Source organism: Croceivirga radicis (genome assembly GCF_002072105.2).
Taxonomy (GTDB): Bacteria; Bacteroidota; Bacteroidia; order Flavobacteriales; family Flavobacteriaceae; genus Croceivirga; species Croceivirga radicis.
The window spans coordinates 29,133-47,955 of the sequence record NZ_MTBC01000010.1; the positions used below are offsets into that span (position 1 = coordinate 29,133).

Here is an 18,823-nt window from a genome sequence, read left to right on the forward strand (position 1 = left end):
TAAACCAACCAACACATGATACTTAAGAAGATTTTGACAGCTTTTGCTCTGTCGTTTTTTACCCTTTTGGGGATGGCACAGTCCACAAAAAAAGTACTTTTTTTTCAAACGGATTGGGGTCGTTCCGTTTCTTGGGATGTCTTTTGCGAAAGAACAAAAGCCTCTGGTTATGACGGACTAGAAACATGGTTTCCCAACAACGAAAAAGACCAAAAAGAGTTAAAAGCCGCTTTAAAAAAATATGACCTGTTGGTTGGTTTTCTAAACGGAACCAATAAGTCCATTCCTTTTGAAGAGAGCTTAGCAGCGTACACGAACAACTTCGAAAAAATTGCGGCTTGGAAACCTGCCTACATCAATTGCCATACGGGCAACGATTTTTATTCTTTTGAAGAAAACCAGGCCTTTATTGATGCTGCCAACAAGGCCGCAAAGAAATATGGTGTGCCTGTCTACCATGAGACCCACAGAGGTAGATTCAGTTTTAACATGGTAGACACCAAAAAGTACTTAAAATCCATCCCAGAACTAAAATTAAACCTTGACATTAGCCACTGGATGGTAGTACATGAATCCCTTTTAACCGCTCAGGAAGATAAACTCGAAGAAGTAATAGAGCGCACGCATCACATTCATGCCAGAGTTGGCCATGCAGAAGGCCCACAAGTTAGTGACCCACAAGCCCCGGAATGGAGAAAAGCGGTGGATAGGCATCTGGATATTTGGGAGAAAATCATTCGCAGTAAATGGAAAAGCCAAGATACTTTTACGGTAACCACAGAATTTGGACCGCCAGACTATATGCCAACCCTACCCTACTCTCATTTACCGGTAACCGACCAGTGGAAGGCCAATGTGTACATGATGCAAGCCCTAAAACAACGTTTAAATTTGGAGTAATTAGTAAATGGAAATAATGCAACAATTACTCGGGCGTTTGCACCCCTTAATCGTACACCTACCCATTGGCTTTCTAATTTTGGTACTGCTTCTGCAATGGTATGACAGAAAAGCGAATGAATGGCATAAGGTTATTGCCATTGTCTATTTCTGGGCAGGTATTACGGCCGTATTAGCATGTATTACCGGGTATTTACAATATCAAGGCGAAGGATATTCCTATGATTCCGTAAAATGGCATTTATGGTTGGGAATTATAACCGCCGTTTTCTGCTTTGCCATGTACCTAAAAATAAGTCCTAAGAAAACCGTTAGTTTTTTAGTGAAAGCACCCATTTCTATCCTAAGCGTTATTGCATTTGTCCTGATTTCATTTACGGGGCATCAAGGGGGCAACATTACCCATGGCGAAGCATATTTGATAGAACCATTGCCCAACTCGGTAAAATCGCTATTGGGCTTTGAAATAATCGAAGAAAAGGAATTGGCACTGACCGAAGAAAATTGGGAGGACGCCCTCGTTTATGAAGAAGTCATTCAACCTATTTTAAACAGTAAATGCGTTAGCTGCCACAACCCTAAAAAAGACAAGGGCGCCTTACTGTTGCATTCAAAAGAAGGTATTCTGAAAGGCGGAGAAAGTGGTGCTGTTTTGGCATCGCATAGCAAAGAGAGTGAACTGTACGCCCGTATGGTATTACCCATGGAGGATGATGACCATATGCCGCCTGAGGGGAAAAAACAACCCTCAAAAGAGGAAATTAAATTGATTTCTGCGTGGATGGATGCCGGGCATCCGTTTGAAGGTACCGTTAAAGAAATCGGACTAAAAAAGGACCTTTTCATTTCCTTTTTTCCTAGTACAAGCTATAAAAGCCATCCGGAACTAGAGGTTCCTGAAGCATCACAAGACAGCATTAAGAGCATTGAAAAATACGGAATCTATCTTGACCCCATCAGTGAGTCTACCCATTTTTTAAGTGTATCCTGCATTAACAAGCCTAATTTTAAGGATGATGATTTTGATAAGCTTAGACCTGTTAGGGAACAGATCGCCCAGCTCGATTTGGGAGGTACACAGGTAACGGACGCCATCTTTGAAAAATTGACACAATTTCCTAACCTTTCAACCCTTAAACTGGACAATACTGGCCTGACAGGCAATGGCATAGATGCTTTGAAAAATTTAGAATACCTACATACAATCAACTTGTCAGGAAGTTTATTTGACCAACCGGTGGATATTTTTAGCTCCTTTAAAAGTTTAGAAAAAGTCTATCTCTTTAAAACCAAGGTGGATAAAAAAGGACCAAAATCATTAAAAGATGGGCAACTTATTCTGGATTACGGAGGGTACGAGTTACCCCCTATTCCATCGGATTCCATCATCTATTAAAAATCAGGCTTTTATAAGAAAGAGAAAAAAACTAGTTTAGGGGACTTATACCGCCAACTATGGATTTGAGTAAACGATTAGGACTTATTATAGCCCCCTTACTATTTTTAGCCGTTCTTCTTCTACCTTTTGATATGGTGAATCCTAAAGGTGATGCCGTAATAGCGGTTGCCCTTTGGATGCTTGTTTGGTGGATTACGGAGGCTACCTCAATTTCAGTAACCGCTTTATTGCCTTTGCTTCTTTTTCCATTGTTGGATATTCTGCCCATTGCAGAGGTAGGCGCAAATTATGGCAGCCCAATTGTTTTTCTGTTTTTTGGAGGGTTTGTAATGGCTCTTGCTTTAGAAAAAGTGAACTTACACAGGCGCATAGCCCTAAATATTATTAGAATCACAGGAACAACGCCTAACAAAGTTGTATTAGGCTTTATGATCGCAACTGCCACTCTAAGCATGTGGATCAGTAATACCGCTAGTACCGTGGTTATGCTCCCGATAGCCCTTTCCGTAATTAATCTTTTAATTCATGATGATGACGGTTTTACTAAAAAGGATAAACATTTTGCCCTTAGCGTTATGTTGGGCATCGCTTTTTCTGCAAATGCCGGTGGTATTGCTACTGTAATAGGTACCCCGCCCAATTCGGTCATGATAGGATTGCTAGAAAATGAATATAACATTCAAATTTCTTTTCTTAAATGGATGGTCATGGGGTTACCGTTTTCCATAATCATGATAGGTATCACCTATGTAGTTTTGGTAAAATTAATGTTTCCAACAAAGGGGCTTTCGTTTAACGCATCAAGCTCCGTAATCCAAAACGAACTAAACAAGCTTGGCCCTATGTCTGGAAAGGAAAAGCAAGTACTTATTATCTTCGGAGTTACTGTATTTCTATGGATATTCAGGACATTGATCAATTCTATTTTCCCAAGTTTAGGTCTATCGGACACAATGATTAGTATTTTTGCTGCCTTGGCCTTGTTTGCTATTCCCTACAATACCAAAAAAGCCGATTTTATTATTAAATGGCAAGACACCTCCAAATTAGCCTGGGGCATCCTAATTCTTTTTGGTGGTGGGTTGGCTTTAGCAAAAGGCATGTCTGTAAGTGGAATTGTAGATTTGGTTGCCAATTACATTGCTACTAGTGATATTAGTATAATACTTATGGCCTCGTTTTTAATTTTATTAATGCTTTTTATGACAGAGGTAATGAGCAATGTTGCTTTAGTTGCCGTTTTAGCTCCAGTAGTTGCCGGTATAGCCATAGGTTTAGAAATACCTATTTTACATTTATTGATACCCGTAACCATTGCCAGTAGTTGCGCCTTTATGTTACCTATGGCAACCCCTCCCAATGCAATAGTCTTTGCTAGCGGCCATGTTAAAGTATCACAAATGGCCAAAGTTGGGGTTTTGCTAAACCTAATAGCAGTAGGTTTACTTATTCTGGTTTTTCAGTTTGTGGTACCTATGCTATTTTAATAAAAAAAGCTCTGGATAACCAGAGCCTTAATATATCTAATTCAAAATTATAAATGTTTATTCCAAGTCAGAAAACTTAAGTTTTGCAGCCCTAGACTCTGTCTTAGAAAAGTCTATTTGCTTAAAACCATTTTTTTCTATGGCAATATCCGTTAAGATAATTTGTTGACTTGCCAGTGTCTTTAGATTATTTAAATCATTAAAATTGTTATTGGCCAAATAAAGTCCTTTAAGGTTCTTTAGTTGCTCCATTCCTAAAGGCATTTTACCTTCCAATTTATTGTTTGTTAAAACCAAATTTTCTAATTGCTGCAATTCAGTCAAAGAATTGGGCAACTCGCCGCTTAGTTGGTTATTGGCCAAATTAAATTCCTTTAATTTTTTTAACCTATTAATGGTAGACGGTATTTTACCCTTGAAATGATTACCACTTAAATCTGCAACCAAAAGATGGTTAAACTTTCTTAACTCAACTGGTATTCTACCTTCTAGTTTATTGTTGGATAAATCCAATACCCTTAAATTTCTTAGGTTACCAATTGTTAGCGGTAAATTACCCACAAGGTTATTATTAGAAAGTTCTAAACCTACAACCTTACCATCCTCTACCGTAATTCCGTACCAAGTACGAACTGGTTTAGTTTGGTCCCATTTGTGAGTCCAATTTTCTCCATTAGTCCTAGCCCTTAATTCTAGTAATGCAATAATTTCCCTATCACTTACTTCCTGCGCGTTTAAGCTACCAAAAGTGGCACCCAAACAAATAAAGGCTAAGATGTACTTTGTAAATTTCATGGTATAAAGATTTGGTAAAACAAATTTGAGATAGATCAATAGACTGCACAAAAAAAAGTGGCCAATTCATATCTATTTGTTGTCAAAATAGCAAAAATCTCCAACGGATAGATAAAAGGGTCTTTTTTTTCGATGAACTACAATAAAATAGCCCAATTCTAGAATTGGGCTATTTCAACTAACTAACTAACTCAAAATTTGATAAAATGAAACATCTTATCGTTTCTTTATTTTGCGTACGCATTAAAATTAACAGGTAATAGAGATACATCTGTTTGTACGTTTTCCATATCCTTAATGTCTATATAATTTACATTCTGCAATACGTTGCCCACGCTGTATGGGTCAAAATTTTCTGGCAAATAATCAACGGTATCAAAACCTAGCTCCACTTCCTCTAAAGCTTCAATTTCAATATAATTCACACTGCTGATATCAAAATAAAAGCTATACGGATCAAAACCTTCTGGCAAATACTTTTTTGAGTCAAAATCTATCTCCTCTTCTATTTCTGTATAACTTACATTCATAATGTTCGCTGGTGCGGCATAGGCATCAAAATTAGAAGGTAAGTAGTCTTTGGTGTCAAACCCCAAGTCATTCCCCTCCTCAATTTCGTCATATACCATATCATTTAAATTTGCATAGTATTTGTAAGGATCAAAGTTTTCCGGAAGGTAATCTTTTGTATTAAAATCTAACTCTTCCAAGTCCTCTAGGTCTATATACTCAATATCCTCTACCGTTAAATAGGTAGTTTTATCTTCAGAAATTGGCTTGGATAAAAAGGTGGTTACCTCTAATTCTCTTGATTTTGCTTCTATAGAAGCTAGTTGGTCTTGAACTAAAACTTCATTTTTAAGCACTTCAACATTTTCTACTTGCTGTGTCTCTGGCATGGGACTATTTCCTAAAAATAGCGCTCCATAAATCATTACTAATTTGTACATTTTTTGATTGATTTGATGATTGATGTCTTTGCAAATAAGACCGCTATTTTTAAGTTTTGTTACAGCAGCATTTTCATTTTAACATTTTTTCAATACTCCCCTTATCCCAACTATAATGCACATTACAAGCCATAACACCAACAAAAGGCAGGACTCCCAAAGGTTAGACAATATGCTTAAAATATTCAGCATTAATATTCTTTTAACACCATTACGAATTAATTTTTAGGTTCTTTGAAAGTATTGACTAATCCAAAGTGACTAAAATGATTCAAAAATTACTTCCAAAAGCACTGCTTTTGGTGTTGTGCATGGGGCTCGTAACTCCTTCCTCGGCACAATTATTTAAAAAAAAGAAGAAAAAAACAGAACAGAATTCTGCTCCTAAACCTAAAAAGGGAGACATTCAACCTTATTCCAAGGTAATCACTAAAGAAGCTAAAACAGACGATGGCTTGTTTAAGGTACATACCTTGGATGACAAGCATTACTACGAAATTCCAGATTCTCTATTTAATAGAGAAATGCTTATGGTTAGCAGAATATCCAAGACTGCTACCGGAATTGGTTTTGGTGGTGGAAAGATCAATACCCAAGTAATGCGTTGGGAAAAAAAGCCTAAAAAAGTATTATTACGCGTTGTTTCTTATGAAAATTTTGCAGCCGATTCTTTACCCATCCACGAAGCTGTAGTAAACTCTAATTTTGAACCTGTACTTTACTCTTTTGATATTAAGGCCTTTAATAAAAAGGATTCTATAAACCCGGCTACGGTTATAGAAATAGACCCATTATTTACCAAAGACGTTAACGCATTGGGGCTACCATCTGGCTACAGAAAAAGATACAAGGTTAGTAGATTAGATGGTGATAGAAGCTATATTGAAAGTGTAAAAAGTTATCCATTAAACATAGAGGCTAGGCACGTTAAAACGTATTTTGCGAGTAGTGCTCCTAGCAATAGTAGCCTTGGCTCTATTTCTTTGGAAATAAACAACTCTATGATTCTTTTACCTAAAGAACCTATGAAACGTAGGTATTTTGATGAAAGAGTTGGTTGGTTTGCCCGCGGACAGGTAGACTACGGTCTGGACGCGCAAGAAAGTAAAACAATCACTTACTTAGACAGATGGCGCTTAGAAGTTAAAGACGAGGACATCGAAAAATTTAAAAGAGGTGAATTGGTAGTACCTAAAAAACAAATTGTTTATTACATAGATAGGGCCACTCCAAAAAAATGGATTCCTTTTATAAAACAAGGTATAGAAGATTGGCAAGTAGCTTTTGAAGCGGCAGGTTTTAAAGATGCCATAATAGCCAAGGACCCACCTTCTAAAGAAGAAGACCCAGAATGGAGCCCAGAAGACGTTAGATATTCTGTTGTAAGATATTTAGCCTCTCCTATACCCAATGCCAACGGACCCCACGTAAGTGACCCAAGAAGCGGTGAAATTTTGGAATCTGACATTAATTGGTACCATAACGTAATGACATTGTTACGCAATTGGTATTTTGTACAAACTGCCGCAATCAATCCTGAAGCACAGTCAACCGAGTTTAAAGACGAAATCATGGGGCGTCTTATTCGATTTGTTTCCTCTCATGAAGTGGGCCACACCTTGGGTTTACCCCATAACATGGGCAGTAGTGTTGCCTATCCGGTAGACTCTTTACGCTCTGCATCGTTCACTAAAAAATACGGTACCGCCCCTTCCATTATGGATTATGCGCGTTTTAATTATGTGGCGCAGCCTGGTGATGAGGGTGTTGCGCTTATGCCAGATATTGGGGTTTATGATAAATATGCAATTGAATGGGGTTATCGCCCTATATTGGATAAATCCGCAGAAGAAGAAAAACCAGTTTTGAATAAATGGATTTTGGCGCACGAAGGCGATCCCTTATATCGTTTTGGGCACCAACAGGTAGGGGATATACATGACCCAAGTTCCCAGACGGAAGATTTAGGTGACGATGCGGTAAAAGCTAGCTTGTATGGCATAGCCAATCTTAAGCGCATAGTACCCAACTTAATCAAATGGACTACCAAAGAAGGTGAAAATTATGATGAGTTAGAAACCATGTACGGCCAAGTATTAGCACAGTTTAATAGATATACCGGCCATGTAGCCAATAATATTGGCGGTGTATATGAATACCACAAAACTGCGGACCAAGAAGGCGCCGTTTACATACATGTATCCAAAGAACATCAGAAAAAATGTATGGACTTTTTACAGGCCGAGTTATTTACAACGCCAGAATGGATGCTAGACGAAGACATTATTAGAAGAACACAATACTCTGGGGTTGTTGAACGTATAAGAGCATTACAAGAAAGTAGGCTAAAAACAGTCTTAGGATTGGGTAAACTTGCCAGGGCTATAGAAAATGAAGCCTTAAACGGTAAAGAAGCATATACCATTACAGCTATAATGTCTGACCTAAGAAAGGGACTTTGGTCAGAAACGAGAACGGGTAAAACTCTAGATACCTACCGTAGAAATTTGCAAAAAGCACATATTGATCAATTAGCGTATTTAATGACGGCCGAAAATCAAAGAAAACTTCCAGATTTTGGAGGTTACCGTAAATCTACCGCTGTAAATACTAGTCAGTCAGATATTAGATCGGTAGCTAGGGGGGAGTTAACCAACCTCAAAAGGGATATTAGAAATGGTTTGGCTAGAACTAGTGACCAAATGTCTAGATATCATTACCAAGATGCTCTGTACCGTATTGAACAAATACTAGACCCCAGCAATTAGATAAGCATACAACTTACATAAAAAGGCCTGTTTTTCTTACAGGTCTTTTTTTTGTCTATAGTTTTGTACACTTCACCTACAGTAAATTGCCATTCACAACAAATTTGAATTTGGAGCAGAACCTTTTACTACTTTAGAAGTCCCAAATTCTTACAAATGAAAGCATATAAAATTAAAAGCTTACTGTACTTTGCTGGTTTTGTTGCTGCAGCGGTTATGTATTATAATCTTGAGCAACAAGATACTTTCCAAGAAAAAATAACAACTTCTACCGTAGTTGAAACGCAAGCAGAAGATTTACCGCAAGCGGAATTAGATACAGAAACTTTTGAGAAAGAACTAAATTAATTTTGTTCAGTTAAAGTATTCTAAAATTAATATCTCGTTTAAACCTTTCATTCAATCCATCGTCTTAATAGTAAATCAAAACTATTATAATGATGAGGAAGTTAAGAACATTTTTAGTGGCGTTTCTTGTTACAGGAACAATGGTATTTGCACAACCCAGACATAAAGATGGGAATAAAGAGAAGCGAAACAACTATACGCCAGAACAAATTGCCACTTTACAAACAAAACGGTTAACCCTAGCGCTAGACCTTTCAGATAAACAGGCCGAACAGTTTATGAGTTTGCATTTAGAACATGCAAAACTTAGGGAGAAACAGCATACTTTACGCAAGTCTAGAGAGGAAGAAGACAGAACAAAGCTAACTGAAGAGGAGCGTTATGCTATGCAAAATGCTAGACTAGACCAGAGAATAGCTTTTCAAAAAGAAGTTAAAAAAATACTCTCTGAAGAACAGTTTGAAAACTGGAAAAAAATTAGAAGGCATCACGGCAGTAAAAGGCATAAGATGTTGAGAGAAGGTGAACGGCACAGTAGATAATGTTTTTTTTGTTGATGTTTTTTATCCCTTGTATTTTTAAGTAAATACAAGGGATTTTCTTTTTTAATGCTACTTCCTTTTTATGCGTTTCGCTTTTTTAAGCGATATATTTATTATTCGTTTATTTAAACGATATGTAAAAATATCGGATATTTATACGATATTTACCGTATGAATAATCACGTAGCAATTTTAACAGGAGATATTATCAATTCTAGATCTATAGCAACACAAGATTGGTTAACCCAATTAAAAGCTATCCTAAATCTATACGGCGATACCCCAAAGCAATGGGAAATTTATCGAGGAGACAGTTTTCAATTAGAAGTTACACCAGTAAAGGCACTAGAAACTGCAATATTAATTAAAGCTGCCCTTAAACAACATAAAAACCTAGATGTTAGAATTTCAATAGGAATTGGGCCAAAGGAATATAATGCAGAAAAAATTACGGAATCTAACGGTGTTGCCTTTATTCGTTCAGGAGAGGCTTTCCATGAAATGAAAAAACAAACTTTGGTAATTAATACAGCCCAACCAAAACTAAATGAAACGCTTAATTTAATGCTAAAACTTGGCCTTTTGACTATGGATAATTGGCAACCTGCAACTGCGCAGACAGTTATGGTGGCGCTGACGAACCCCTTAGCACAACAAAAAGATTTAGCCAAACAATTGGGAAAATCACAAAGTACGATAAGCGAGGCCCTATTACGGGCCGGATTTGATGAAATAAGTCAATTACTGGCGTATTATGCAAAAAACATAACAAACAATGATACTTTTACTACTTAAGCTTTTAGCTGCTCATTTTATAGGAGATTTTGTTTTACAGCCCAAGAAATGGGTTGTTCATAAAGAAAAACACAAAGTCAAATCCAAATATTTGTATGCACATATTGGCGTACATGCGATGTTATTGTTGCTGTTTTTGGGTTTTAAACACACTTGGACAGTGGTTTTTATTGGTGTAACACATTTTCTCATAGACTGGGGAAAACTTGCGTTCAGTACGCCAAAAAACAGTCGTGTACTATTTCTTGTAGATCAATTAGCACACCTCTTAATACTAATTCTAGCTTACTACATTATAGAACCATTTTCTATATCCTGGTCCAATTATTTTGATGTACAATTTTACCTATTGTTATTGTTCATAGTCCTTGCCACTTTTGTTTCTGCAATACTTATTAAAATGTTTCTTACGCCCTATATAAATCTATTAAACTTGGATGAAGGCAAAACAGACCAATCTACAGAAGGAGAACCACTACCCAATGCTGGGCTGTATATTGGAATCTTGGAAAGGTTGTTTGTTTTTGGATTTATTATTGCCAATCAATGGGCAGCAATTGGGTTATTAATCGCGGCTAAATCTGTCTTCAGATTTGGAGACTTGAACAAAGGAAATAATAGAAAACTTACAGAATACGTTCTCATAGGAACACTACTGAGTTTTGGCTTGGCTATTCTGTGTGGCCTAGGGTACACTTATCTTATAGTCCAATTGTCCTAAAAAAATATCACAAATGCGATTATTTTCGATAAAAAATATAGGAATACACAAAAACCATAGTTTTTTTGTGGTTTTTATGCAATATCTAATGGAAATAAGGAATTAATTTGCAGCGTGTTAACATTAACCACAAATTATTCTGGTAGCACAATTGGGGGTACTACCTTAATAAACTTAAACACAAACGCAAAAGCCTGCTATAAGCAGGCTTTTCTTTTTTATGGTATCCGGGGTTTTCTTAAAGTTTGCATTTTTCTACCGCCTCTATAGTCTTATCCAAGTCTTGATAAGAAATAGCATCATTTAAAAAATAACTTTCAAATGCCGAGGGTGGCAAATAGACTCCTTGGTCTAACAAGCCATGAAAATAGGCTTTAAAACGGTCGTTATTACCTAACGCGGAAGAAGCAAAATCCGTTACCGGTTGGTCGCAAAAATGAACCGAAATCATACTGCCAAATCTATTTATTTGGTGAGTAATCCCACGTTTTGTCAATACAGATTCAATTCCTTTATGAAGGTATTCCGTTTTTGCTGCTAAACTGGTAAACACTTCTGGTTTCTCATCTATTTCTGTAAGCATAGCCAAACCAGCACTCATAGCCAATGGGTTACCGCTTAACGTACCTGCCTGGTAAACAGGACCTTCTGGAGCCAAATGAGCCATAATTTCTGCTCGTGCAGCAAAAGCACCTACGGGCAAGCCACCACCAATAACTTTACCGAACATAACAATATCTGCATCTATCCCCAAGGCTTCTTGGGCACCACCAGCGGCCAACCTAAAACCGGTCATTACCTCATCAAACAACAATAAAATACCTTCTTGGGTACACAGTTCACGTAAACCGTGGATAAAATCGTCCTTAGGAATTATACATCCCATATTACCAGCAACTGGCTCTAAAATTATAGCAGCAATTTCGCCTTTGTTAGCTGCTACCAACTGTTTTACTCCTGCCAAATCGTTATAATTGGCCAACAAGGTATCTTTTGCGGTTCCTTGGGTAACACCAGGACTGTTTGGACTTCCAAAGGTTACCGCTCCACTACCCGCTTGTATTAAAAACGAATCTGAGTGACCATGATAGCACCCAGCAAATTTTATGATTTTATCCCTACCAGTATATCCTCTAGCCAAGCGTACCGCACTCATACATGCCTCTGTACCAGAATTAACAAAACGTATCTTGTCTATGTTGGGCACCATTTTCACCGCTAATTGTGCCAATTTGGTTTCTATTTCTGTAGGAATACCAAAAGAGGTTCCTTTCTTAGCTTTTTCTATTACCGCATTCAGCACAGGTGCATAGGCGTGGCCAAACAATAAAGGACCCCATGAGGCAATATAATCAATGTACTCATTGTCATCTTCATCTGTTAAATAAGCTCCTTTGGCATGTTTTATAAAAATAGGTTCCCCGCCCACTGCTTTAAAAGCTCTCACAGGTGAGTTTACACCGCCTGGAATGTATTTTTTTGCTTCGGTAAATAATGCACTGCTTCTTTGGTAACGCATGTAATTTTATTTTACTATTAATTGGCTCTCGCCTTTCTAATATTTAATACTTGCCCAATAGACAAGGTTGTATCTCTTAAATTATTCAATCGCATTAATTCGTCTACGCTAATGGCATACATTCTAGACAATGCGTACAAGGTATCCCCTTTAGCCACCACATGCGTAAAAACGTCGTATTGTTTTGGTTTTCTAACCGTTTCCAAGCCTTTCTCTACCACTTCTTCATCATATTGATGTAAGTTGTATTTGTCTATGAGGTAGATTAATTTATTGGGGTATTTTGGATCTGTAGCATAACCCGCTTTTTTAAGTCCGTAAGCCCACTTTTTGTAATCGTCTTTAGCGTAATTAAAAAGAAAACGATAGCGAGAACGGGATGCAAGAAAAATACTATGGTCCCTAAAACTAAACATAGGGTGATTGTATTTTCTAAAACACTCCCCTTTGGCATCATCATCATGAAAATCAAACTCGCCTTGCCACCCCGTATGGCATTTGATACCAAAGTGATTGTTTGTTTTTAGCGTTAATTCCCCTTTACCAGACCCACTTTCTAAAATACCTTGGGCCAAGGTAATACTTGCCGGTATGCCAAAAGCACGCATTTCATACTGTGCCATTTCATGAAACTCCGCTATATACTCAGTTGTATTTGCAACGGGAAATTTCTTAAAATATCCTGGGTCTTCTGGCAGCGGATACAATTCTGACTTATTGAACTTAGTTCCCTCCAAACCATCATTTGGTTTGTATATTCCATTCTTTGTTGTTGTTGTTTTGGCACTAATTGGTCTACTAGAGTTGGTTCTTTTTTTCTTAGCACCACAGCTGGCCAAAAGCAACGCCACCGTTATCAGGGCAATCCATTTTCTTATCATAAATCCAATACCGGTAAATTTCTCCGTCTTAATTGTTGGTTCATTCCTTTTATTCCTTGCAAACCACCCGTATGAATGGCCAAAATTTTAGTGCCTTTAGTAAAATTGCCTTGAATTATACTTTTCCATATTCCAAATAGCATCTTGCCAGTGTAAATAGGGTCTAAAGGAATGCCCGTGTCTCGTTTAAATTCATTGATGAACTGTACCAAAGGTTCCGTTACTTTAGCATAACCACCAAAATGATAGTCGGTTACCAATTGCCACTGCTCATTGGTTGCAAATTTATCAATTTCAGCTTTCAGAAAATTACCCTTAAGCGCCGGATATGCCAAAACATGTTGATTTTCTGTTAAACTATTGATGATACCGGCCACGGTACCGCCTGTCCCTACGGCACATGCAACGAAATTAAACCTCTCGTCTTCTTTTGTTAAAATTTCTTCGCAACCCTTTACGGCTAATGCGTTAGTTCCACCTTCTGGAATAAGGTAAAAATCACCAAATTCATTTTTTAGTTTCAATATGTAGTCGGCTTCCGTTTTAAGACGATAGGCTTCTCGAGTTACAAATAAAAATTGCATCCCATAAGCAGCTGCTTGCTCCAAAGTAGGGTTCGTTTTCCATTTTTCCTTCAACTCCTCTCCCCTAATAACCCCAATAGCTTTTAACCCTGCCTCTTTTGCCGCACAAGCAGTAGCCACAATATGGTTACTGTAGGCACCGCCAAAAGTAAGTATTGTTTTTTGCCCTAGCGCTAGAGCGTCTTTTATGTTGTATTTAAGTTTTCTAAACTTATTGCCACTTATTATAGGGTGTAGCAGGTCTTCTCGCTTTATCCAAAGTGCTACTTGTTGTTGTTTTAAAAGTGGATGTTGTATTTGTTGATTGTAAGAAGACAAGTTTACGGGCGAAAAAGAAAATTTATAAAGCTATACGGTTTTCGTCTTGCAAGATACCCTAAATCATTTTCACTTGCATAAGCCTCACGTTCAAAACTAATATTTTGATAGGCACGGTAACTATCTAAATACAAAACCGTTCTTAACAGCCATTCAATGATATACCAGATGTAAAAGAAGAACACTAAAAGTTCTTTTTGTTGGCGTAAATGAATCCGTTCATGATTAATTAAAATAGTATCTTCTTTATAACAATGCTCCTTAACAATAATAAACGGCCAAAGTGTTAGGCCCACATAGTTTTTTCTAAAAAAGTGTCGAAATACCAATATCATTATAACAAAATTCAGACTAGGTTTCCCCGGAACCTCCAAAGATAATTTTTAATGACCAATGAAATCTATTTCCCAGTTTAACAACGGGTTTATTTCGATAAATGCGTTAAAACATTTTTAAAACTAAAGAACCCCAGTTAATTTTGAATTAAAGCAAGAATAAATCCATGCGAAAAATACTACCTTTAGAAGAGGGTGATTTTTATTTAAGCCCAGAAGGTTACAAGGTTTTTACAGCACAATACCACTTAAAAAGAGGCTATTGTTGTGAGAGCGGCTGTAGGCATTGCCCTTACGGCTATAATAGAAAAACCAACAAACAAGACTAACTCTAATTTCGGCATAATAATTGATGCTTAATTTTTGTTAGCAAGCTCATTTTTAACATGATAAAAAAATTAATATGAAAAAGTTTAAGTGGATAGTACTACCTCTTCTTACGGTAGTTTTCTTAAGTTCTTGTGCCACCGTAAACGTAATTACGGATTATGATAGGCAGGCCGATTTTAAAGAATATAAAAGTTATGCGTTTTACAAAACAGGAATTGATAAAGCACAGATTTCTGATTTAGACAAAAAACGAATTTTAAAAGCCATTGAAACCGAAATGGCAAATAGAGGTTTTGTAAAATCTCAGGATCCAGATATTTTAGTAAGTATTTTTACAAAAGAACGTGAGCGTGTAGATGTCTACAACAACGTAGGCTGGGGCTGGGGCGGCTTTTACAGCCCTTGGGCCTGGGGTCCTGGCTGGGGCTGGGGCTGGGGCGGCGGTTTTGGCCCCAACGTTAGCGCACGCACAGAAGGCTCTTTATATATAGACCTTATAGATGCCAAGGATAAAGAATTGGTTTGGCAAGGACGTGGCGTTGGCACATTGAATAACACCAAAGATATAGCCAAAAAAGAAGAACGAATTCGTGAGTTTGTTGCGCAAATTTTAAAGGAATATCCACCTATGCAGATAGTAGCAGCTAAGTAATAGGCTAAAAAATAGTTAGGCGAAGCATCTACCGCAAGTTTGAGTGTTCATCAGTGCGGTTTTAGGTAGGTGCTTCGCTTTTTTATTGCCAGTAACGTAAGTTTTAATACATTTATACTTAACCGTTAAAATATTAAGTATGCTTTCTACGAACTTTTTAGGAATGATAGGTCCATGGCAAATTATTTTAATACTAATTTGCCTATTAGGTATTATACCGACTTTGATTGCTTTAATTGATATTTTAAGAAATAAGTTTGAAGGAAACAACAAGTTAATTTGGACACTTGTTGTTCTATTTTTTAACCTATTGGGAGCTGTGCTCTATTTTACTATTGGAAAAAAACAAAAAATCAAACTTCAATAGGTTTATTTATTTAGCGTAGCTATTTGGTCAAAGCAGCGGAAACCGATAATCCTGCTTCGCTTCTTTAAGTCCGAAGGCACTTTTTACAGCACCTATATTGGGCAAAGTAGCCACACGTTGCTTTGCAAAAGTGTAGTAGGCATCCAAATCTTTTACCATCACTTTTAGTAAAAAATCGAACTCCCCTCCTACCACAAAACACTCTACCACTTCTGGAAAATCTTGTATCTGAGCAATAAACTGGTCCATAAACTCTGCTTTTTGCACTTCCAAAGACACAAAACTGAATACGGTGATACTTTCAGCAATCTTTTCTTTATCCAAAATAGCGGCGTACCTTTTTATAAAACCTTCCTTCTCCAATCGCCTAATACGGTCGTAAACAGGAGTTTTTGTAAGTCCCAGTTGCTCCGCAATGGTCTTGGCCACCATTTTACCATCTTGTTCTAAAAGTTTCAATATCTGTTTATCAATAGTATCTAATTGCATACATTCCTTTTTTATCAAATAAAATCGATTGGATTTAACACTTTTTCCTTCTAATATAAACATTATCAGGAATTATTTCTGTTTATAATTCTTATAACACTTTATAAAGCCACTTTATTTTAATTTTAAAGGAACTGCAATTGACTAAAACAACAAACTGAAACTCATGAAAGAACAGCTGTACGAAAGCAATCCTGTTCTGGATAAATTACCAGAACATTTAAGACAATATATAAAACCGCAGAATTACGAGGAATATACTCCCGTAGACCAAGCCGTGTGGCGCTATGTGATGCGTAAAAATGTGGACTACCTGAGTAAAGTGGCACACAAATCTTACGTAGATGGCTTGCAAAAAACAGGCATTTCCATAGATGCCATTCCCAATATGTATGGAATGAATAGGATTTTAAAGGAAATTGGCTGGGCGGCAGTGGCAGTAGACGGGTTTATACCGCCTTCTGCATTTATGGAGTTTCAAGCATATAACGTATTGGTGATTGCTTCGGATATTAGACAATTGGAAAACATAGAATACACGCCGGCTCCAGATATAATTCACGAAGGTGCCGGCCATGCTCCAATTATTGCCAATCCAGAATATTCAGAATATTTAAGGCGATTTGGAGAAATTGGCGCTAAAGCCATTTCTAGTGGAAAAGATTACGAACTATATGATGCCGTACGGCATTTATCCATCATAAAGGAAGCCGAAGGAACGCCTCTCGAGGCTATTGAAAAGGCAGAAAAACGTATTGAAGCGTTACAACAAAACATGGGGAAACCTAGTGAAATGGCCCTATTGCGGAACCTACACTGGTGGACCGTAGAATACGGGCTAATAGGTACTCTAGAAAACCCAAAGATATACGGTGCAGGTTTGCTCTCGTCTATTGGGGAAAGCGCGTGGTGCATGACGGATAATGTTAAAAAACTCCCCTATACCTTAAATAGTGCCACGACCGATTTTGATATTACCAAACCCCAACCACAGCTTTTTGTAACGCCAAACTTTGCTCATTTAAGTCAGGTTTTAGAAGATTTTGCCAATACTATGGCGCTGCGTACGGGCGGTTTATCTGCTGTTCAAAAATTAATTGACTCCCAAGCCTTGGGCACACTGGAACTAAGTACGGGATTACAAGTGTCTGGTTATTTTGAACGTGTGTTAAGTCACGATGGCCTGCCTATCTATTTTACTACAAAAGGCGCCACGGCCTTGGCCTATCATGACAAAGAATTGGTAAATCATGGCACCACACAGCATCCAGAGGGTTTTGGTTCTCCCGTTGGAAAGCTCAAAGGCATAAATCTAGCCATAGAAGATATGAGTCCACGAGATTTAAAAGCGTATAATATTTTTGAAGGCGAAAAAGTAGAACTGGAATTTGTTGGTGGCGTTACCGTCTCTGGAGAAATTATAACAGGCACCCGTAATTTACAGGGTAAAATCATCTTAATCACCTTCCAAAATTGTACGGTAACCTACCAAGACGAGGTGCTATTTAAACCCGATTGGGGTCTTTACCATATGGCTGTGGGTAGAAAAGTAAGTAGCGGATATAACGGACCGGCAGATTTAAAAAGCTTTAATTTGGTTTCTCATGCGTTGAGTGATACTACCGTAAAAAAGAACAGAGACGATAATAAATTAGCCCTTGAGGAATTTTATCAACGTGTGCGTGATTATAGAGAGGGAAAAAACACCATTATTTCTAGGGGCAAACTGTTTCAAGAATTTATAAGCCGTTTTCCAAAAGACTGGCTGCTACCTGTAGAGTTATATGAGCTTGCTGTAAAAGGAAACAGAACTGTATTAGCCACAGAAATAAAAGCACATTTGGAACAACTAAAACTGGACCGCCCTAAAGTAGGTCACCTTATTGATGATGGTTTGGCTTTAGTGGACCAAGGCCTTAAAATTGATGCTTAAACCTAATAAAAAGTAGATTATTAAAGTCTTTTCGAATCCTTGAAGAATAAAAGGTGAGAAATCTCCTTGAGTTAATAAAATTTTGACTAATCCTTCAACTGTTGTTCTAGGTCGCTAAGTTCTGCAACGGTTTGGTTTTGATAAATAAGCGTCCAACCCATAGAATTGGTTAGCACCAACAATTTAGACAATTCACTTACCAATCGGTCATTGGCATTGGTATATAAAGTAGAGGCTTCAACTTTTTTTAAAAGTGAAGCCTTTACGTTTTTCTTTATTTTATTGTAATCGGCTGCTGCAAATGGATTTAAATAATCCTGAGTAACATCGTAGTACTCAAAGTCTGGATGTAGTTTTATTTCTGGCTCTGGAATGTGGGTTATCTGCACCGTTTTAGTTTCCTCATCTACTGCAAATGAAACTTGTTTAAGGTCAAATACCACCTCTACATCAGCATTAACCACCACCAACGCTTTTTTTTCTGCGGTTACCAATGGTCCAAATAATTCCTTGCTATCCTTATAATTATAAACTTCCGCAAAATGACCTTCGGTTACTATCAACTTAGAAACCTGAGCAATTTGCTGCTCAATGAGCATGGAATTTTCCTTTAGGATGGAGCGCTCCTTTTGGGTATTCCTATAACTATTGTAAATGAACACCACTGCCAAAGCGACTATGATTCCTGCAAGGACTTTTTTCATTGCTGT

20 protein-coding genes are annotated in these 18,823 nt (G+C 37.5%); 12 read left to right on the forward strand and 8 right to left on the reverse strand.

The features are described 5' to 3' along the window. Positions 1-15: 15 nt before the first annotated feature. Genes BUL40_RS13375 through BUL40_RS13385 form a run of 3 tightly spaced genes read left to right on the forward strand, consistent with a single transcriptional unit; the run spans position 16 to position 3,786 of the window. Positions 16-900 carry a sugar phosphate isomerase/epimerase family protein gene (locus tag BUL40_RS13375; protein ID WP_080319656.1) on the forward strand — a complete coding sequence of 295 codons (885 nt, stop codon included), beginning with the start codon at positions 16-18 and terminating at the stop codon, positions 898-900. Positions 901-916: 16 nt separating this feature from the next. After that, a complete protein-coding gene (locus BUL40_RS13380; RefSeq protein WP_244901876.1) occupies positions 917-2,296 on the forward strand; it encodes a c-type cytochrome domain-containing protein in 1,380 nt (459 codons plus the stop codon). 59 nt (positions 2,297-2,355) lie between these two features. Beyond that, positions 2,356-3,786: an SLC13 family permease gene (locus BUL40_RS13385; protein ID WP_080319658.1), complete on the forward strand. Its 1,431-nt coding sequence runs from the start codon at positions 2,356-2,358 to the stop codon at positions 3,784-3,786. Between the two features lie 57 nt (positions 3,787-3,843). Here BUL40_RS13385 and BUL40_RS13390 read toward each other — a convergent pair whose 3' ends face one another. Together BUL40_RS13390 and BUL40_RS13395 are read right to left on the reverse strand one after the other, a co-directional pair. Then, the gene (locus BUL40_RS13390) at positions 3,844-4,581 is read right to left on the reverse strand and encodes a hypothetical protein (protein ID WP_080319659.1); all 738 of its coding nucleotides are present in this window, start codon (positions 4,579-4,581) and stop codon (positions 3,844-3,846) included. Positions 4,582-4,808: 227 nt separating this feature from the next. Further along, complete coding sequence (locus BUL40_RS13395; RefSeq protein ID WP_080319660.1) at positions 4,809-5,531, reverse strand: hypothetical protein; 723 nt, start codon at positions 5,529-5,531, stop codon at positions 4,809-4,811. 266 nt (positions 5,532-5,797) lie between these two features. Between BUL40_RS13395 and BUL40_RS13400 the strand changes: the two genes are divergently transcribed. The 5 genes from BUL40_RS13400 to BUL40_RS13420 all read left to right on the forward strand — a co-directional run bounded on the left by BUL40_RS13400 (position 5,798) and on the right by BUL40_RS13420 (position 10,705). Further along, positions 5,798-8,299, forward strand: coding sequence for a zinc-dependent metalloprotease (locus tag BUL40_RS13400; protein WP_080319661.1), 2,502 nt, complete (start codon positions 5,798-5,800; stop codon positions 8,297-8,299). Positions 8,300-8,455: 156 nt separating this feature from the next. After that, positions 8,456-8,647: a hypothetical protein gene (locus BUL40_RS13405; protein WP_010518536.1), complete on the forward strand. Its 192-nt coding sequence runs from the start codon at positions 8,456-8,458 to the stop codon at positions 8,645-8,647. Positions 8,648-8,736: 89 nt separating this feature from the next. Further along, a complete protein-coding gene (locus BUL40_RS13410) occupies positions 8,737-9,189 on the forward strand; it encodes a hypothetical protein (RefSeq protein ID WP_141239675.1) in 453 nt (150 codons plus the stop codon). Positions 9,190-9,360: 171 nt separating this feature from the next. Then, positions 9,361-9,984 (forward strand): transcriptional regulator, encoded by a 624-nt coding sequence (locus tag BUL40_RS13415; protein ID WP_080319662.1) that lies wholly within the window; start codon positions 9,361-9,363, stop codon positions 9,982-9,984. Then, positions 9,965-10,705, forward strand: coding sequence for a DUF3307 domain-containing protein (locus BUL40_RS13420; RefSeq protein WP_080319663.1), 741 nt, complete (start codon positions 9,965-9,967; stop codon positions 10,703-10,705). Before BUL40_RS13415 ends, BUL40_RS13420 begins: the two co-directional genes overlap by 20 nt. Before the next feature lie 238 nt (positions 10,706-10,943). Here the strand turns inward: BUL40_RS13420 and hemL are convergent, their stop codons facing one another. Genes hemL through BUL40_RS13440 form a run of 4 tightly spaced genes read right to left on the reverse strand, consistent with a single transcriptional unit; the run spans position 10,944 to position 14,342 of the window. Beyond that, positions 10,944-12,224, reverse strand: a complete 1,281-nt coding sequence (gene hemL / locus BUL40_RS13425) for a glutamate-1-semialdehyde 2,1-aminomutase (protein ID WP_080319664.1) — start codon at positions 12,222-12,224, stop codon at positions 10,944-10,946. A 17-nt stretch (positions 12,225-12,241) separates the two neighbouring features. Then, positions 12,242-13,105, reverse strand: coding sequence for a glucosaminidase domain-containing protein (locus tag BUL40_RS13430; RefSeq protein WP_080319665.1), 864 nt, complete (start codon positions 13,103-13,105; stop codon positions 12,242-12,244). Beyond that, positions 13,102-14,007 carry a 1-aminocyclopropane-1-carboxylate deaminase/D-cysteine desulfhydrase gene (locus BUL40_RS13435; protein ID WP_080319666.1) on the reverse strand — a complete coding sequence of 302 codons (906 nt, stop codon included), beginning with the start codon at positions 14,005-14,007 and terminating at the stop codon, positions 13,102-13,104. Before BUL40_RS13435 ends, BUL40_RS13430 begins: the two co-directional genes overlap by 4 nt. Positions 14,008-14,009: 2 nt before the next feature. Then, positions 14,010-14,342: a hypothetical protein gene (locus BUL40_RS13440; protein WP_080319667.1), complete on the reverse strand. Its 333-nt coding sequence runs from the start codon at positions 14,340-14,342 to the stop codon at positions 14,010-14,012. Between the two features lie 167 nt (positions 14,343-14,509). Here BUL40_RS13440 and BUL40_RS15775 point away from each other — a divergent pair, with 167 nt between their 5' ends. From BUL40_RS15775 to BUL40_RS13450, 3 genes are all read left to right on the forward strand, one after another. Next, entirely contained in the window at positions 14,510-14,671 is a 162-nt protein-coding gene (locus BUL40_RS15775; RefSeq protein WP_010518528.1) for a DUF5522 domain-containing protein, read from the forward strand. A gap of 74 nt (positions 14,672-14,745) precedes the next feature. Next, positions 14,746-15,324 (forward strand): DUF4136 domain-containing protein, encoded by a 579-nt coding sequence (locus BUL40_RS13445; RefSeq protein ID WP_010518527.1) that lies wholly within the window; start codon positions 14,746-14,748, stop codon positions 15,322-15,324. Positions 15,325-15,487: 163 nt separating this feature from the next. Next, complete coding sequence (locus tag BUL40_RS13450; RefSeq protein WP_240729832.1) at positions 15,488-15,691, forward strand: PLD nuclease N-terminal domain-containing protein; 204 nt, start codon at positions 15,488-15,490, stop codon at positions 15,689-15,691. 27 nt (positions 15,692-15,718) lie between these two features. Here BUL40_RS13450 and BUL40_RS13455 read toward each other — a convergent pair whose 3' ends face one another. Further along, positions 15,719-16,180 (reverse strand): Lrp/AsnC family transcriptional regulator, encoded by a 462-nt coding sequence (locus tag BUL40_RS13455; protein ID WP_244901877.1) that lies wholly within the window; start codon positions 16,178-16,180, stop codon positions 15,719-15,721. Between the two features lie 166 nt (positions 16,181-16,346). On the opposite strand from BUL40_RS13455, the gene BUL40_RS13460 reads away from it, so the two are divergent. Continuing rightward, positions 16,347-18,113 (forward strand): aromatic amino acid hydroxylase, encoded by a 1,767-nt coding sequence (locus BUL40_RS13460; RefSeq protein ID WP_080319670.1) that lies wholly within the window; start codon positions 16,347-16,349, stop codon positions 18,111-18,113. Positions 18,114-18,199: 86 nt separating this feature from the next. Here the strand turns inward: BUL40_RS13460 and BUL40_RS13465 are convergent, their stop codons facing one another. Further along, a complete protein-coding gene (locus BUL40_RS13465) occupies positions 18,200-18,817 on the reverse strand; it encodes a DUF4230 domain-containing protein (RefSeq protein WP_080319671.1) in 618 nt (205 codons plus the stop codon). Between the last annotated feature and the right edge of the window lie 6 nt (positions 18,818-18,823).

Coding starts and splice junctions, on each gene's coding strand:
- BUL40_RS15775 (WP_010518528.1), top strand. CDS start 14,510: ATGCGAAAAATACTACCTTTAGAAGAGGGTGATTTTTATTTAAGCCCA.
- BUL40_RS13445 (WP_010518527.1), top strand. CDS start 14,746: ATGAAAAAGTTTAAGTGGATAGTACTACCTCTTCTTACGGTAGTTTTC.
- hemL (WP_080319664.1), bottom strand. CDS start 12,224: ATGCGTTACCAAAGAAGCAGTGCATTATTTACCGAAGCAAAAAAATAC.
- BUL40_RS13440 (WP_080319667.1), bottom strand. CDS start 14,342: ATGATATTGGTATTTCGACACTTTTTTAGAAAAAACTATGTGGGCCTA.
- BUL40_RS13400 (WP_080319661.1), top strand. CDS start 5,798: ATGATTCAAAAATTACTTCCAAAAGCACTGCTTTTGGTGTTGTGCATG.
- BUL40_RS13410 (WP_141239675.1), top strand. CDS start 8,737: ATGATGAGGAAGTTAAGAACATTTTTAGTGGCGTTTCTTGTTACAGGA.
- BUL40_RS13420 (WP_080319663.1), top strand. CDS start 9,965: ATGATACTTTTACTACTTAAGCTTTTAGCTGCTCATTTTATAGGAGAT.
- BUL40_RS13385 (WP_080319658.1), top strand. CDS start 2,356: ATGGATTTGAGTAAACGATTAGGACTTATTATAGCCCCCTTACTATTT.
- BUL40_RS13430 (WP_080319665.1), bottom strand. CDS start 13,105: ATGATAAGAAAATGGATTGCCCTGATAACGGTGGCGTTGCTTTTGGCC.
- BUL40_RS13415 (WP_080319662.1), top strand. CDS start 9,361: ATGAATAATCACGTAGCAATTTTAACAGGAGATATTATCAATTCTAGA.
- BUL40_RS13465 (WP_080319671.1), bottom strand. CDS start 18,817: ATGAAAAAAGTCCTTGCAGGAATCATAGTCGCTTTGGCAGTGGTGTTC.
- BUL40_RS13455 (WP_244901877.1), bottom strand. CDS start 16,180: ATGCAATTAGATACTATTGATAAACAGATATTGAAACTTTTAGAACAA.
- BUL40_RS13395 (WP_080319660.1), bottom strand. CDS start 5,531: ATGTACAAATTAGTAATGATTTATGGAGCGCTATTTTTAGGAAATAGT.
- BUL40_RS13380 (WP_244901876.1), top strand. CDS start 917: ATGCAACAATTACTCGGGCGTTTGCACCCCTTAATCGTACACCTACCC.
- BUL40_RS13450 (WP_240729832.1), top strand. CDS start 15,488: ATGATAGGTCCATGGCAAATTATTTTAATACTAATTTGCCTATTAGGT.
- BUL40_RS13375 (WP_080319656.1), top strand. CDS start 16: ATGATACTTAAGAAGATTTTGACAGCTTTTGCTCTGTCGTTTTTTACC.
- BUL40_RS13390 (WP_080319659.1), bottom strand. CDS start 4,581: ATGAAATTTACAAAGTACATCTTAGCCTTTATTTGTTTGGGTGCCACT.
- BUL40_RS13405 (WP_010518536.1), top strand. CDS start 8,456: ATGAAAGCATATAAAATTAAAAGCTTACTGTACTTTGCTGGTTTTGTT.
- BUL40_RS13460 (WP_080319670.1), top strand. CDS start 16,347: ATGAAAGAACAGCTGTACGAAAGCAATCCTGTTCTGGATAAATTACCA.